Raw genomic sequence first — 14899 nt, forward strand, 5'->3', positions numbered from 1 at the left:
TGGCTATGATTGTCGACGATACGAAGAAATTTGTTATCCAGATAATCGGGAATAATAACTCTCGACTCTCGGAATTCCGACGTAATACTATCGCTTGTCGACCGACCTTAGCGGTACGACGGACGGACAAGGGATCCCGGGCGGCGCGGCGGACAAGGGCTGGCAGGATGACGGCGCGTGCGGCGCCCTCCCTGCAACCGTTGTGGCGATGACCGAACCGGGGCGGACCGGCGGAGGATTGGATGGGGCAGCGCGATATCGTGATCGCCGGGCAGCCGCTGCTGCCGAGCAGGGGCGGTGCAGTTCGGCCCCGGCGCGCGCGGTAGGGCGCCCCGGCGGATGCGAATCGCACTCGAACGGAAATCCTCCGCCGCCGGTGCGTTGTGGCGCGATCCGCTGTTTCAGCTTTGCGGGGCGGCGCTGCTCGCATGCGTCCTGCCGATCGGCCTCGCGATCGTGCTCGAGCCGTTGCTCGCGACGGACCCCGTGACCTTGATGTCGCTGCTCGGCAGCGTCGTGGCACTCTTCATCGGGACCTGGCTGTTTCGCAACATGATGGCGTTTCCCGGCATCAGAGCGGAAAACTACATCCTGCCGACCTTCATGATGACGTTCGGGCTGGTGTTCGTCGGCATGTTCCTGCTGCGGCTGCAATATAGCCGACCGCTGCTGCTTGCCGGGTTCGTGCTCGCAGTGGGCTGGTTCCAGTTCGTCTACTGGATGCTCCAGCGATACCAGCGTCCGTCGATTGCGATCGTGCCGTTCGGCGACGCGCATCGGCTGTGCCGACTCACGGATGTCGACTGGCAAAGAATGGAGCCGAACGCCCCCACGCTCCCCGAACATTGCACGACGCTCGCCGCCGATTTCGGGCACGACCTTCCCGACGAATGGCAGAAGTTCATCGTCGAATGCACGCTCTCCGGAGTCACGGTGCTCCACCATCGCCACCTGATGCAGTCGCTCACCGGGCGGATCACGATGGAGCACCTGTCCGAAAATCCTTCAGGGACGCTAAACCCCCAGCCGCCCTATCAGGCGACAAAGCGCGTTCTCGACCTTATCGCCGCGCTCATCGCGCTGCCCGCCGCGTTATGCATCATGCTGGTCCTCGCGGTGCTGATCCGGCTCGATTCGCCGGGGCCCGCGCTGCTCCGCCAGGAACGGATCGGGCTGCGCGGCAAGCCGTTCCGGATGTGGAAATTCCGCACGATGTGGGTTTCCGAACAGCCTCAGCATCCCGACACCGCGCTGGACTTCGCAATGACTCGCCCCAACGATCCGCGCGTGACGCGGCTGGGGCGCACGCTGCGCCGCACGCGGCTCGACGAACTGCCGCAGATATTCAACATCCTCGCCGGTCAGATGAGCTGGATCGGCCCGCGCCCCGAGGCTGCGCATCTGTCGCAATGGTACGAGGAGAAGATCCCCTTCTACCGCTATCGCCACGTCGTGCGCCCCGGCGTGTCGGGCTGGGCGCAGGTCAATCAGGGGCATGTGACCTCGGTCGAGGACGTGATGACCAAGCTGAGCTATGATTTCTACTACATCAACCGGTTCAACATCTGGATCGACGCGCTGATCGTCATTCGGACGATCCGGACCGTGCTGACGGGCTTCGGCTCGCAGTAGGTCCGCCGAAACGGCGCGACAGCGCGATCCAATAGACGGCTAGGATCACCACATACCATGCCGTCGACGCGAACGGGATCGCGTTGAGCGCCAGCGGGCGGAGGAGGGCGGCCATGACGCTGTATTTGACGACGAACGCCAGCGCCGCCGCCGCGAACAGCACGCGATAGCGCGACGCGGCGTTGGCAAGCTGGAGCAGCACCAGCGCGGCCAGGCACGGCGCGAACAGCCCCGCCGCGTGCCGCAGGATGTCCGCCACCGCCTGCGCATCCGCGGCGGAGAAGCTCGCGCGGAAGAAGACGAGCGCGGTGATGCGGTCGGCCAGCGTCGCGACCACGACTCCCACCGCCAGCCCCACGGCTGCGCCGAGCACCATGAACTGGCGCGCGAGCCGCCATGCCACGCGATCCTCGCCATCGGCCAGAAGCAGCGCGAAGCGGGCAAAGAGGACCCGCGCGATCACCGTCAGCGCCAGCGTGATTCCCATGTTCACGATGCGATAGCCATAAGCGAACCGCGACACCGCGCCTTCGCCGAACAGCGTGGCGATATAGGGATCGAGCACCAGTTGCAGCGACACGATCCCCTGCCCGAGCAACAGCCAGCCCAGCCCGGGCGGAAATGCGCGCAGCCGGATCGGCGCCCACGCCAGGCGCAGCCCCGCGCGCTCGCCCCGCGCGCGCAGCAGCGCGACGAGCACCGCGACCTGCCCGCAAGTGCCGAGCAGGATCGCGATGCAAAAGGCGTCGAGCCGGAACGCGGGCAGCGCGTAGAGCACGGCAATCGCCGTCGCGGCGGGCACGATCTCGGCCAGCACATAACGCGTGTCGCCCGCAAGCTGGAGCCGCGCCATGAACGCGCCGGACACGAGCAGCGCGGGGATCGTCAGGCACATCGCCGCGGCGGCGACCAGCGGCACCGTCATCGCCGCGCCGGGCGGGACCTGTCCGAACACCCGCGTCGCCGCCGCCGCCATCCAGAGCGCGACGCAGATCGCCAGCCCCCCCAGCGCCAGCGCGCCCTCCGCCCGCGCCGCGATCCGCGCGCGCGGCCCGGGCGCCAGTCCCGCGAGCAACGGCACCAGCAGCATCCCCGCCACCGACCCCAGTCCGGCATGGACAAAGGCGGTGACCGCGAACAGCAGCTGGAACAGGTCCACCGCCGGCGCCACGCCCGCAACCTGCGCCAGCGCGATGTCGCGCAGCGCCAATGCCAGCTTGGCAACGATCACCAGCATCGCAATGACCCAGGTCGTGCGCAATGTGATGCCGAGCAGCGAGGGCGGCGGTCTATCCGCCATCCGCACCTTCTCGCCACGACTGGAACATCAGTACCGCCCACAGCGCAGGGGCAAGGTTCCGGCGCCCGGACAAATGCCGGGCCCAGGCCGCCTGGACATGCCCGACGTCCCACAGCCCCTCGCGCCGCAGCCGGTCGGGCGCCAGCAAATCCTCCGCCCAGCCGCGCAACGGGCCGCGAAGCCATGCCGCCACCGGGACGCCGAACCCCATTTTGGGCCGATCGATCAACGCGCGCGGCACATAGCGGTCCAATATCTGGCGCAGCGGCCATTTCGACACGCCCTGGCGGAGCTTGAAGTCGAGCGGGAGCGACCAGGCAAAGGCGACCAGGTCCGGATCGAGCATCGGCACGCGCGCTTCCAGTCCGACCGACATGCCCGCGCGATCGACCTTCACCAATATGTCGTCGGGCAGATAGGTCTGGCCGTCGATCGCCATCATCCGCGCGATCGGATCGAGATCGCCCAGCGCGCCCGCCAGCGCGGACACGCGCGACGGCGCCTCGCGCCCGTCACGCACCCAGGCGGCGGGATCGGGATCGGCGGAGATCATCCGCCAGTAGAGATCGTCGACAGAACGCGCATCCAGCAGCGCCGCTGCCTTGTGCGCGCGGTCGCCCACGCCGTCGCGGCGCCCGACCAGCCGCCCGGCCGCGTCCAGCACGCCGGTGGGCACCGCGCCCCCAACCGCGCCCATCGCCGCGCGGACGCCGACCGGCAGCCGCGACAAATGCCGCCACACCCGATCGGTCGCGACATAGCGCCGATACCCAGCGAACACTTCGTCGCCGCCATCGCCGCTCAGCGCCACCGTCACGCTCTGGCGCGCCATCCGGTTGACCAACAATGTCGGCAATTGCGAGCTGTCGGCGAACGGCTCGCACCAGATGCGCGCCAGCTCGGGGAGCACGCCCAGCGCAGTCTCGCCGGTGACGCGCAATTCGTGATGCTCGGTCCCCAGATGCGCGGCGACCGCGCGCGCGTGCGGCGATTCGTCGAAGCCGACGTCCTCGAAACCGATGGTGAAGGTCTTGACCGGGCGGCTGCTCGACGCCTGGAGCAGCGCGACGATCGTCGAGGAATCGACGCCGCCCGACAGGAACGCGCCAAGCGGCACGTCGCTCACCGCCTGGCGCCGGACCGCCTGGTGCAGCAAGCGGTGGGTTTCCTCGACTGCCTCCGTCGCAGAGCCGGCAAAGGGCGTTGCCTGCCCGTCCGCCACGACGTCGTTGAGCTGCCAATAGGCTTGGATGCGCGGCTCGGGCTGTGCCGCCGATACGGTCAGCACATGCCCCGGCAACAGCTTGCTGATGCCGGGATGGATGCTGTTCGGCGCGGGGACATAGCCGTGGCGCACGAATTGCGTCAGCGCGCCGCGATCGACTCCGCCTTCGAAGCTGGGGTTGCACCGCAACGCCTTGAGTTCGGACCCGAACAGGAACGCCGGGCGGCCCTGCGCGCCCTGCCAGCCATAATAGAGCGGCTTCTCGCCAAAGCGGTCTCGGGCGAGGTGCAGCGACCGTTCGGCACGGTCCCACAGCGCCAGCGCGAACATCCCCCTGGCCCGCCGCAGCGCGTCGACCAGCCCCCAGCGAACGATCGCGGCGAGCAGCACTTCGGTATCGCTCCGCCCGCGCCATGCGCCTTGCCCGGCAGCCTCGAGTTCGCTGCGCATCGCGACGAAATTGTAGATCTCGCCATTATAGGCGAGCACGAACCGCCCGCATGCCGACACCATCGGCTGATGCCCCGCCGGCGACAGGTCGATGATCGCGAGCCGCCGATGCCCGACGGCATAGCCCGCCGTCGCATCGGCCCATTCGCCGCGATCGTCGGGGCCGCGATGGCGGATCGCATCGCCCATCGCCCGCGCCACTGCCACGCAGTCCTCCTGCGACCGGTCCGGTTGCCGTTCAAGGAATCCTGCCAGTCCGCACATGCCTCAACGCCCCCCGTCGCGCAGCAGCGCATCGTAGAAGCCGGCATAGCGCTCCGCCACCGCCCCGATTTCGAAATGCGCCACGATCCGCTGCCGCGCCGCAGCCGCCATCGCGGCGCGATCGCGCGCGACGTCGCGCGACAGCGCCAGCATCGCCTCGGCAAAGGTCGCCGCCCCGGCTTCGCGCACGATCCGCCCGGTGTCTCCAACGATCAGCGCCGAATCGCCCGCATCGGTCGCGACGCAGGGTACCCCCATCAGCATCGCCTCGCACAGCACGTTGGGGAACCCCTCATGCCGCGACGTCGAGCAAAAGATGTCCGCCTCCGCCAGCGGCTGCCGCACATCGTCGACCTGATCGCCCAGCGTGAACCGATCGACGAGGCCCAGCGCCGCGATCCGCCGCCGATAGTCCGGATTGTCCGCCACTCCGCGCCCCAGCAGCACGAAGCGCGCCGCCGGATCGCGCGCCGCCACGATACCCGCCGCCTCAACGAACAGCGCAAAATTCTTGAGCGGATCGTCGCGACCGATCGCGACGAAGCGGTGCCCGCCCGAATGCCGTCCGCTGACCGGCTGGAAATGGCCGACTTCGAAGCCGTTGGGCAACACCGTCATGCGGCGCGGATCATAGCCGAGCGCGACATGCGCCCGCCGCGCCTCCTCGCCGCAGCACAGGATCGCGTCGGGCAGCGCGCGGCTCAGCACGGCGTTGACGCGCACCAGCGCGCGCGTCCGGGGGTTCGCCCCCGGATCGGAGCAGCGCAGGTTCCACACGAGCTTCCCCCTGCCCGACAGCCGCGCGGCGATCCCGCCGATCAGGTCGGCGTGGTAGAGCCAGGTCTGGACGATGTCGGGCCGCAGCCGCCGGAGCAGCGGCACCAGCCGCGCCAGCGCGACCAGCGCTGCCGCCGGGCCCTCCGCGCCCAGTGCATGCGTCTCGATCCCCTGCGCCCGCAACCGTACGCCGATCGGCCCCGCATCGGTTAGCGACACGACGCACGGGTCGCTCCGTCCGTCCTGGCGATGCCGCACGCACAGCCGCTCGAGCATCCGCTCCGCCCCGCCCACGCCCAGGCTGCCGATGACATGGACGACGCGCACCGTTCGTCAGCCCTCCCGGCGCCGGCCGAGCGCGACCCAATAGGGCACGGCATCGGAAAAGACGATGTCCTCCAGCCCGGCATCGGCCATCATCCGCCCGATCTGCGCGCGGGTGAAGCGCTGTTCGAGCCGCGTGCCGAACCGGTCGAGCGCGTCGGTGCGCATCGTGTAGAAGCTGAGGTGGCGATAGGAGGCCAGCGGAAGCTGGTCGACGCGCAGCCCTGCGCGTTCCAGCGCCGCGCACCCGCGCGCAAGCGGCCAGTAGATCGCCACCGCCAGCCCGTCGGTCACGCCTTTGCGCAGGCGGAACGGCAATCGGCTGACTCCGCGCCGCACGGCGTCGGTCCCGCGCCACAACAGCCGATACCAGGCCGGGCGATTGTCGAACGCATAATAGAGATAGAGCAGGAACGGCGCGCCCGGCTTGAGCTTCGCGACGCAATCGCGCAGCGCGGCGCGGGTGTCGGGGACATGGTGGAGCACGCCCAGCGAATAGCCGAAATCCTGGCTGGCATCGGCGAGCGGAATGGCGTCGACGCTCGCCGCATGGAAGCGGACATTGTCGCGCCCGCGCAGCCGCCGCCGCGCGACGTCCAGCGCGGCATCGGCAGGATCGATGCAATGGAGCAGCCCCACGCGCGCCACCGCCCCCGCCGCCCAGCGCCCCGATCCGCACCCCAGGTCGAAACCCTCGGCATCCGGCGGCAATCCGTCCCAGGGAAAGATCGCGAAATAGCGGTCGAACATCGCGCGCCATTCGTCGGGGGCGAGCGACGCCTGGTCGAACGCCGCCCATTCGTCCCCGAACCCCGCGACCGTGTTTGCGTCGGCATTTGCGGACGCCATGGCGCCGGAGGGTGCGGGAGATTCATGCATAGCCGGCGCTCCCCCAAAACAATCTCCGAGTCGTCGATAATAGCCCGCCCGACGCGCGTAAAGGACGCGCCGAAATCGGCGACGATCTCCCCTAGCAAATCCGATCGCTTTGCGCGCTCTTCAAGAAACCGCTCGCTTCCGGTATCGTATCGACGCGGCATCTGGTCGCCGGAGATCGCGGGCATGTCGACAGCGCTGAAGCTCGCCTTGCTCGGTCTGCTTTGGCCGCACACTTCGGCTTCGGGCGACCGGCCCTCGGATTTCTCGGATGACGACTGGGCCATATTGGACGCGATGGCGCGCCAGCACCGGCTGCAGCCGCTGCTGCACGCGGCGGAGGCCGCGGCCGGCGGCGCATGGCGCGCGCCGGGGGCGCTGCGGGCGCGGTGGCAGGCGGTGCACCGCAACGCCGCGATGGCAAGCCTGCGCCAGGCCGCGACGCTGGTGGAGATCGAGGGCGTGCTCGCTCGGCACGCGATTCGCGCCACGCTGTTGAAAGGGGGCGCCTTTTTGTGGCGCGGTTGGGACGGCCCGGCGCTGCGCCCGATGCGCGACATCGACCTGTTGGTGGACGAGGCCGACGCGCACCGCGTGCAGGCGATGCTGCGCGAAGCGGGGCTGGTCCCGGCGGTGCTGCCCGTGGCGGACCATGGCAAGCACCTTCCCCCGCTCGTCAGCCGCTCGGGGACCTGTATCGAATTGCATCTGCACGTGCTCGACATGGGCGATGCCGACCAGCGTGGTCGCGAACAACGGTTTCGCGCGGCGCTGGTCGCCGGGGCGGAACCGGCGGGCCTTCCTTTCCTTAAGGCGGACGCGATCGACGCGACGGCGCCCACCGACACGCTGCTGCACATCGTGGCGCACAGCGTGCTCGACCATCAGTTCAACAACGGCCCGCTGCTCCTCTACGACATTGCGCTGCTCGTTCGAAACGGAGCGATCGACTGGGCACGCTTCTGGCACGTCGCCGGGGCGTGCGACATGCTGCGCGCCGCGCAACTGGGGCTGGCATTGGCGCAATATTGGAGTCCCGACCTGGACATTGAATGGGACGCCGCAGCGCCGGAGTCGCTTGCCGATCCGCTGCTTCGGGGCGCATCGCTGATGATGCTGGTCGATAGCGAACGGCGCTCCGAACTGGGCTGGCTGGGGCGCGCGATCCGCCCATCGCTGGCCAAGACGCTGGTGCAGGTCCGCAGGGCATTTGCGCGGGGGCAGGCGCACGATCCTGCGGCCCCGCCCCGAACGGGGGCGCCCACCGCGGCGTGGAGCAAGGTCCTCCGCCATCTGGCGGTAGCGACGCGCGCCGAGGACCGCGCCCATGTCGCCCATTGCGTCCGCGTCGGCGCATGGCTGCAAACCCCGATGCACCGCAACGCCCCCGGAAAGGACCGAGATGCCGAGTGACTCGCTGACCCTGTTCGCCACCGACCTGTTCGTCCCGCGCTATCGCCCGATGCGCTCGGGCGACTGGGAATTGCGGTGCGGCGCCAATGTGCTGTGTCCCGGCTATTGGGGCGACGTCAGCCTCGTCCTCGACATTGCGGCGCTGACCCGCGGGCACGAGACCTGGATGTCGATGACGCCGATGGAGATCGAAAGCCAGGAGATCGGCTGCCGGCTGGCGCGGGGCTATACGGTCGTGATGGGGATGGGCATGGGGTGGGCGGCGGCGAACGCCGCGCTGATGCCCGAGGTCAGCCGCGTCACCGTGGTCGAATATGATCCCGACGTTCTCGCGTTTCACGCCGAATGCGATGTCTTCGCGCAATTGCCGCCTGAGGCCGCGGCAAAGGTCGAGATTATGCAGGGCGACGCGCTGCACTGGCTGCCCGACGCGCCCGTCGATACGCTGCTCGCGGACATCTGGCTTCCGCTGAACGGCGATGACCGCGTCGACGAGGTGCGGCGGATGCAGGCCAATACGGGCGCCGACCACGTCTATTTCTGGGGCCAGGAGATGGTCATCGCCCGCCGTGCGCGTGCGCTGGGCGGGGCGCTGGATGCGGATACCGTCGCGGCGATCGTGCGCGAGCTGGAGTTACCGCTGCTCGGCCCGTCGCTGCCCGACTATCCGAACCGCATCGCCCGCGCCGCCGCCGCCCATCTGCGCGACTGACGGCCCGGTCGCGGGGTGTGCCGTTGCCTTGCGCATCCGCCACCCGTCGCATAGCAAATGGCGGGGAGCCTGCATCCGGTGAAGCGCGCGCAGTCGATCATTGGCCGCAAGATGCGGACGCTGCGCCGCATCCCGCCGCGCACTCTGGCGCTATTGCCCTGCGCGTGGGTCCTGCTCGGCCTCGCCCGGATCGCGATATTGACGGTGCAGTTTCGGCGGATCGCCCCGCTGCTCGGCACGCGCGCGGACCTCGACTATCGTCCCCCCCGCCTCGCCGACGCGCTCGACCAACGCGCGCTGCGCATCGGACAGGTCGTCCGGCTGGCGGCGCGCTATAGTGTGTGGAACGCGAACTGCTTCCCACAGGCTTTGTGCGCCGCGCTGCTCCTTCGATGCGCGCGCGTTCCGCACATCGTCTATTTCGGAGTGCGCAAGGGGAGCGAGGGGCAGATCGAAGCGCATGCCTGGGTCGTCGCAGGGCTGCGCGCGGTCACCGGCGGCGGCGGCCATGCGCGCTTCGCCGTGGTCGGGGCCTTTGCGCGGCCATGACCGAGGCGGCATCCACGGAGACCGGCACAGGCGCTCGATTGCGCGTGTTGTTCGTCATCGGGCAGGGCCAGTTGGGCGGGATCGAAACCTATTGCCTGCGCATGTGCCGCGAACTGCACCGGCGCGGGCACATGCTCGAAATCTGGTTCGTCAAATCGCACGCCGACGCAGCGATAGTGCGCGAGTTTCGCAGCGTCGCGCGGGTCCGCTTCCTGTCGCGCCTCGCCGCGGTGCCGCTGCTGCCGATCGCGCCGCGCGTGCCGCCGGGGTGCGATCTGGTGTTCACCACCGGGCGGCTCTCGCTGATCTTCGGCGCCTTCGCGCTGCGTCGGGGCGCCTGTCCGCCGCTGGTGGCGGGGGTGTTCTCGCAGTGGGAATATGCGCGCCGCCCGTCGGACTATAAATCGCGGATCAGCCACGCGGTGCTCGACAAGATCGGCTGGCGCAACCTCGTCTTCTGCACCGAAGGGTGCCGCACCGCGCATCTGGAGGCGCGGGGCGAGGAAATCGGCGCGGCATATATTTCGCCGCTATTGGTGCGGCTGCCCGAACGCGCCGGGGCACGCGAGCAAGCACCCGGCGCTCCGCTAAAGATCGTGTCGGTCGGCAGTTTCACGCCGTTCAAAACCTATAATTTCACGCTGCCTGCGGTGATCGCCGCGCTGCGGGCGTCCGGGCTCGCCGTGGAGTGGACGATCTTCGGCGACGGAAGCGAACGCCCCAGGGTCGAGGAGGCGATCGAAAGCGCCGGAGTCGGCGACATCGTGCGGCTCGCGGGCAGGCTCGACTATGCCGACTTCCCAAACATCGTGGGCGCCGCGGACCTTTATATCGGCGCCGGGACGACGCTCATCGAAGCATCGGCGCTCGGCGTGCCGGCGCTTGTCGCGCTGGACGACAATCCGGACGCGACCACCCCAGGCTACTTCTGCGATCGCGCGGGCACCTATACCTCGGACGTTTCCGACGGCGAGGCTTTGACCGATTTCGCGCAGACCATCGCCGCCTTCGCCGCATTGTCCGCCGCCGAGCGCGCGGCATTGCGCGCGCGTTCCATCGCCCGCGCGCAGGATTATTCGATCGCCCGCGCCGAGTCTGAAATCCACGCGATCCTGTCGCAGGCGCGCCCGGTGCTGCCCCGGCTCGGGCTGCCGGCGCGGCTGGCCTATATGATCGGGGTGGTGCAGGAGGCGGTGCGCGTGGCGCTGGGCAAGGGCGCCTATCGTGTCCGCTGATCCTGCGTTGCGCATCGCGCCGCTGGACTGGGACACGCGCTTCTTCGGCTTCGCGATCGGCGCGCTCACGCTGGAGGGCGTGCCCCCTGCCCCCGCAATCCGCGCCGCAGCGGACGCGGCACGCGCGCGCGCGTTCCGCCTGCTCGTCGTCAGCGACGCCGCCGATGGATCAGGCGCGGTGCTGGCGTCGCTGGGCGCGCGGCGCGTCGATACCAAGGTCGATTTCGCCGCCGCGGTGCGCCCCGCGACGCTTCCCCGGGGAATCAAGGCGATACCCGCAGCCCCTGCGCCGGCGGATCGCGAAGCTCTGGATGCACTGGCGCTGGCGAGCGGGGCGCATTCGCGGTTCCGCACCGATCCTCGCTTCGGCGAGGCGGCATGGACGCGGCTCTACCGCGCGTGGATGGACAACAGCGTGTCTGGCACAGTCGCGGACGCGGTTCTGGTCCATCGCGACGCGGGCCGGATCACCGGGCTCGCGACGATCCGGGCGTGCGGGAATCGCGAGGCGCGGATCGGCCTTCTCGCGGTTGCGGCGGACCGGCGCGGTCGGGGAATCGGCGCTGCGTTGATCGACGCGGTCCATCGCTGGGCGTCCGACCGCGACCTGCGCACGATCCTGGTCGCCACCCAGCAGGATAATGCAGGCGCCTGCCGCTTTTATCAGGGCACAGGTTTCGAAGTCTCCGCAAGACTCGCGATCCACCACCTCTGGCTTGATTGAAGCAGGCGCCCGATCCCCCGGCACTGATGGCCAAAAGGATAGTTGCGCGATTGGCTGCGCAAGCCTAGCCTCCAACGATATTCGCGGCGTTCGCAGGAGCACAATGCTACCCTTTAATCGTCCTTACGCTACGGGTAACGAAATTACCTATATCGGCCAGGCGATTGCCGAGCGAAAACTATCAGGCGACGGGCGCTTTACCATGGCGTGCCACGGTCTGCTGGAGCAATTGCTCGGCTCTGGGCGCGCCTTGCTGACCACGTCTTGCACCGATGCGCTGGAGGCGGCAGCGATATTGTGCGATATCCAGCCGGGCGACGAAGTCATCGTCCCCAGCTTTACCTTCGTATCGTCGGCGAACGCCTTCGCGCTGCGCGGTGCGCAACTCCGCTTCGCCGACAGCCTGGCAAGCCATCCCAACCTCGACCATCATTCGGTGGAGGCGCTGGTCACGCCGCGGACGCGGGCGATCGTCGCGGTCCATTATGCCGGAGTCGCGTGCGAGATGGACCCGCTGCGCGACATTGCAACGCGCCACGGGCTGATGATCGTCGAGGATGCGGCGCAGGCGATCGGCGCCAGCTATCGCGGGCGCCCCCTCGGCACGCTCGGCGACCTTGCCGCTTTCTCGTTCCACGAGACCAAGAATGTGATTTCGGGCGAGGGCGGATCGCTCCACGTCAACCGCCCCGATCTGTTCGCGCGCGCGGAGGTCATCCGCGAGAAAGGCACCAACCGATCGGCCTTTTTCCGCGGCGAGATCGACAAATATGGCTGGATCGACATCGGCTCGTCGTTCCTGCCCTCCGAACTGGTCGCGGCGTATCTGCTCGCGCAGCTCGAGGCGATCGAGGACATCCAGGCGCGGCGCGTGGCGGTGTCGCGCCGCTATGATGCGCGGCTAGGCGCGTTGGGGGCCGGGTGCGGCGTGCAGATGCCGTTCCTGCCCGATTACGCGAGCGAAAACGGCCATATGTATTACATGGTCCTGCCCGATGCCGACGCCCGCGCACGCCTGCTCGCGCACATGACCCGCAACGATATCCTCGCGACGTTCCATTATCAGGCGCTCCACCGCAGCCGGTATTTCCACGCGCAGCATGACGGCCGCGCGCTGCCGCAGGCGGATCGCTACACCGAATGCCTGGTGCGGCTGCCGCTCTATGCCGACATGACCGCGGACGAGACCGACTGGGTCGCCGATCGCGTCGAGACCTTCCTGCACACGATGCTGTGACGGGGCAGAGCCAACGCCCTGCCCCGCCCCGCAATCAGAACCGCGATTCAGAACCGATAGCGCAAGGTGCCGAAGACGTTGCGCTCCGCACCCATGAAGCAGTCGCCCCGCGCCAGGCACGACGCATAATATTCCTTGCCCAACAGGTTGGTGGCATTGACCGCAAAGCTCCACCGCCCCCAGCGCACTTCGGCAAAACCGTCGACTAAAGTATAATCGGGCGTCACGATCGTCCCCGACTGGTTCTCACCCGAATAGCGGACGCCCGCGCCCACCCTGAGACTCACCGCGTCGGTCAGCGTGAACCGCCGTGCGGCCCATAGCGAGGCATTGTGCTTGGGGACGTTTTCGAGCTGCTCGTTGCTGCCGTCGATCTCCGCCTCGTTATAGCTGTAGTTCGCGATCACCTGGAGCTGGCCCGGCAACACCGTCCGCGCCTCGACTTCGACGCCCTTCGACGTCAGCGAGCCCGCCTGGATCTGGTCGAACGGATCAACCGTGCTGTTGTCGGAAATCGGGCGATTGGTCTCCTTGATGCGATAGCCGGTCAGCGTGATCATGCTCGCCGCGTTCGGCTGGTACTTGATACCCGCCTCATATTGGTTGCCCTGCTTGGGCACATAGGGCTTGCCGTTGCTGGCCGATCCCGCGATCGGCTCGAAGCTCTCGGTATAGCTGAAAAAGGGCGACACGCCCGACACAATCTCGCCGATCACCCCGGCGCGGAACGTCGTCGCGGTCTGCGCCACGCGGTCGGCGCCGAAACTGTTGCTCGTCACCCGATCGCGCCGCGCGCCGAGCACGACCGACACCCGGTCCCACAGCCTGATCTGGTCCTGCACATAAACGCCGAGCTGCGTCTGCTCGACATCGGTCGTGGGCGCCGCCCCCGCCGGGAGCCCGCCGCCATGATCCGAAATCGCTGAGTAATCGATATTGTAGATATCGATGACCTCATAGCCATAGGCTTCGGTCTTGCGGACTCGGTTCCAGCTATAATCGACGCCCGCGAGCAGGACATGTTCGATCGATGCGCCGGTATCGAAGCTGAGCTGGACAGTGTTGTCGGTCGAGAAAATCTCCATCTGCGCAACGCTGCCCGACGAATACAGCCCTATCGTACGCTGTTCGGCATCCAGATAGGGATTGGACGGGTTCGAATAGCTGTTCGGATAGTGCGTGAAATAGGTCAGGTCGCTGTCGATATAGCGCGCCTTCACGCTGATTTTCGCGGCATCGCTGAAACGGTGGGTGAGCAATGCAGTGCCCTGGAGCAGGCGGCCGTCATACCGGTCCCAGCCGGGCTTGCCGATAAAGGTATCGCTGGCGAGCTTGCCGTTCGGATTGGGCAGGATCGTGCCGACCAGCGGCAGGAACTGCGACGTCGAGCCGCCATCGTCCTCCTGATACAGCCCCAGCAGGGTCAGCGACGTATCCGCGCTGAGCGACCAGGTGAGCGAGGGCGAGATCATCACGCGATCGTCGGGGACATAGTCGGTCTGCGTGCCCGAATCGCGGACGCGCGCAACGATCCGCGCCGCCAGCCCGTCGGTGATCGGCCCGGTGAGATCGGCCATCACTTCCTTGCGCTCGAACGAGCCATAGCGCACCGCCACTTCGCCGCCCGCCACGCTCGACGGCAGCTTCGAGTTCATGTTGACCAGTCCGCCCAGCGACCCCTGGCCGAACAGCATCGACGACGGACCGCGCAACACCTGGACGCTGTCGAAATTATACGGATCGGCGCGGATGCTGGCATAATAGCTGAAGATGTCGCGCATTCCGTCGCGGAACTGGAGCGCATCGAGCCCGCGGATCGTCGCGCTGTCGACGCGGCTGTCGGGGCCATAGGGATTGGACTGGACGCCGGCGACATAGTTGAGCGTGTCCGAGATGGAGAGAGCGCCCTGCGCCTCGTACAGCGCGGCGGGGATGATGGTGACCGGCTGCGGCACTTCCACTGCGGGCGTATCGGTCTTGGTCGTCGCGCCGCCGCTGCGGATCTGGCCGCTCACGACGATTTCCGAGTCTTGGTCCGCCGTCTGGGCGAAGGCAGGCGCGCCCGCGAGCGCGGTTACCGACAATAGCAGTGCTTTAAGTAGTTTCATTCTCGACCCCTTTCGTCGCGGCGGCTGATAATGCGAGTGCATCGCAATAGCAAGCCTGAGCCGATGACGGAGA

The 14899-nt window shown here is 68.0% G+C and carries 12 protein-coding genes; 7 read left to right on the forward strand and 5 right to left on the reverse strand.

Features of this window, described 5'->3' with window-relative positions; genetic code table 11:
* Positions 1–339 precede the first annotated feature (339 nt).
* Positions 340–1632, forward strand: a complete 1293-nt coding sequence (locus TS85_RS15175; protein ID WP_044333313.1) for a sugar transferase — start codon at positions 340–342, stop codon at positions 1630–1632.
* On the opposite strand, the gene TS85_RS15180 is transcribed toward TS85_RS15175, so the two are convergent.
* The 4 genes from TS85_RS15180 to TS85_RS15195 are packed head-to-tail and all read right to left on the reverse strand — an operon-like array spanning position 1586 to position 6851.
* Positions 1586–2932: a lipid II flippase MurJ gene (locus TS85_RS15180; RefSeq protein ID WP_077228644.1), complete on the reverse strand. Its 1347-nt coding sequence runs from the start codon at positions 2930–2932 to the stop codon at positions 1586–1588. The genes TS85_RS15175 and TS85_RS15180 overlap by 47 nt on opposite strands.
* Positions 2922–4871: an asparagine synthase (glutamine-hydrolyzing) gene (asnB, locus tag TS85_RS15185; protein WP_044333317.1), complete on the reverse strand. Its 1950-nt coding sequence runs from the start codon at positions 4869–4871 to the stop codon at positions 2922–2924. The genes TS85_RS15180 and asnB overlap by 11 nt, the downstream gene beginning before the upstream one ends.
* Positions 4872–4874: 3 nt before the next feature.
* On the reverse strand, positions 4875–5975 hold the full coding sequence (locus TS85_RS15190; RefSeq protein WP_044333319.1) for a glycosyltransferase: 1101 nt from the start codon (positions 5973–5975) through the stop codon (positions 4875–4877).
* 6 nt (positions 5976–5981) lie between these two features.
* The gene (locus tag TS85_RS15195; RefSeq protein ID WP_227698512.1) at positions 5982–6851 is read right to left on the reverse strand and encodes a class I SAM-dependent methyltransferase; all 870 of its coding nucleotides are present in this window, start codon (positions 6849–6851) and stop codon (positions 5982–5984) included.
* 183 nt (positions 6852–7034) lie between these two features.
* Between TS85_RS15195 and TS85_RS15200 the strand changes: the two genes are divergently transcribed.
* From TS85_RS15200 to rffA, 6 genes are all read left to right on the forward strand, one after another.
* Entirely contained in the window at positions 7035–8261 is a 1227-nt protein-coding gene (locus tag TS85_RS15200) for a nucleotidyltransferase domain-containing protein (RefSeq protein WP_044333325.1), read from the forward strand.
* The gene (locus TS85_RS15205; protein WP_044333328.1) at positions 8251–8973 is read left to right on the forward strand and encodes a hypothetical protein; all 723 of its coding nucleotides are present in this window, start codon (positions 8251–8253) and stop codon (positions 8971–8973) included. The genes TS85_RS15200 and TS85_RS15205 overlap by 11 nt, the downstream gene beginning before the upstream one ends.
* A 78-nt stretch (positions 8974–9051) precedes the next feature.
* Entirely contained in the window at positions 9052–9522 is a 471-nt protein-coding gene (locus TS85_RS15210) for a lasso peptide biosynthesis B2 protein (RefSeq protein ID WP_162184733.1), read from the forward strand.
* A gap of 44 nt (positions 9523–9566) precedes the next feature.
* Positions 9567–10757: a glycosyltransferase gene (locus TS85_RS15215; protein ID WP_162184734.1), complete on the forward strand. Its 1191-nt coding sequence runs from the start codon at positions 9567–9569 to the stop codon at positions 10755–10757.
* Entirely contained in the window at positions 10747–11481 is a 735-nt protein-coding gene (locus TS85_RS15220) for a GNAT family N-acetyltransferase (protein WP_162184735.1), read from the forward strand. The genes TS85_RS15215 and TS85_RS15220 overlap by 11 nt, the downstream gene beginning before the upstream one ends.
* A 103-nt stretch (positions 11482–11584) precedes the next feature.
* A complete protein-coding gene (gene rffA, locus TS85_RS15225; RefSeq protein WP_044333332.1) occupies positions 11585–12718 on the forward strand; it encodes a dTDP-4-amino-4,6-dideoxygalactose transaminase in 1134 nt (377 codons plus the stop codon).
* Positions 12719–12765: 47 nt separating this feature from the next.
* Here rffA and TS85_RS15230 read toward each other — a convergent pair whose 3' ends face one another.
* Positions 12766–14826, reverse strand: a complete 2061-nt coding sequence (locus tag TS85_RS15230) for a TonB-dependent siderophore receptor (RefSeq protein ID WP_044333334.1) — start codon at positions 14824–14826, stop codon at positions 12766–12768.
* Between the last annotated feature and the right edge of the window lie 73 nt (positions 14827–14899).

Origin of the sequence: Sphingomonas hengshuiensis (assembly GCF_000935025.1) — a bacterium.
In the GTDB taxonomy this organism is placed as follows: Bacteria; Pseudomonadota; Alphaproteobacteria; order Sphingomonadales; family Sphingomonadaceae; genus Sphingomonas; species Sphingomonas hengshuiensis.

Bases quoted from the DNA above. Each gene is read 5' to 3' on its own strand.
- TS85_RS15230 (WP_044333334.1), bottom strand. From the start codon at position 14,826: ATGAAACTACTTAAAGCACTGCTATTGTCGGTAACCGCGCTCGCGGGC.
- asnB (WP_044333317.1), bottom strand. From the start codon at position 4,871: ATGTGCGGACTGGCAGGATTCCTTGAACGGCAACCGGACCGGTCGCAG.
- TS85_RS15180 (WP_077228644.1), bottom strand. From the start codon at position 2,932: ATGGCGGATAGACCGCCGCCCTCGCTGCTCGGCATCACATTGCGCACG.
- TS85_RS15205 (WP_044333328.1), top strand. From the start codon at position 8,251: ATGCCGAGTGACTCGCTGACCCTGTTCGCCACCGACCTGTTCGTCCCG.
- TS85_RS15175 (WP_044333313.1), top strand. From the start codon at position 340: ATGCGAATCGCACTCGAACGGAAATCCTCCGCCGCCGGTGCGTTGTGG.
- TS85_RS15195 (WP_227698512.1), bottom strand. From the start codon at position 6,851: ATGCATGAATCTCCCGCACCCTCCGGCGCCATGGCGTCCGCAAATGCC.
- TS85_RS15200 (WP_044333325.1), top strand. From the start codon at position 7,035: ATGTCGACAGCGCTGAAGCTCGCCTTGCTCGGTCTGCTTTGGCCGCAC.
- rffA (WP_044333332.1), top strand. From the start codon at position 11,585: ATGCTACCCTTTAATCGTCCTTACGCTACGGGTAACGAAATTACCTAT.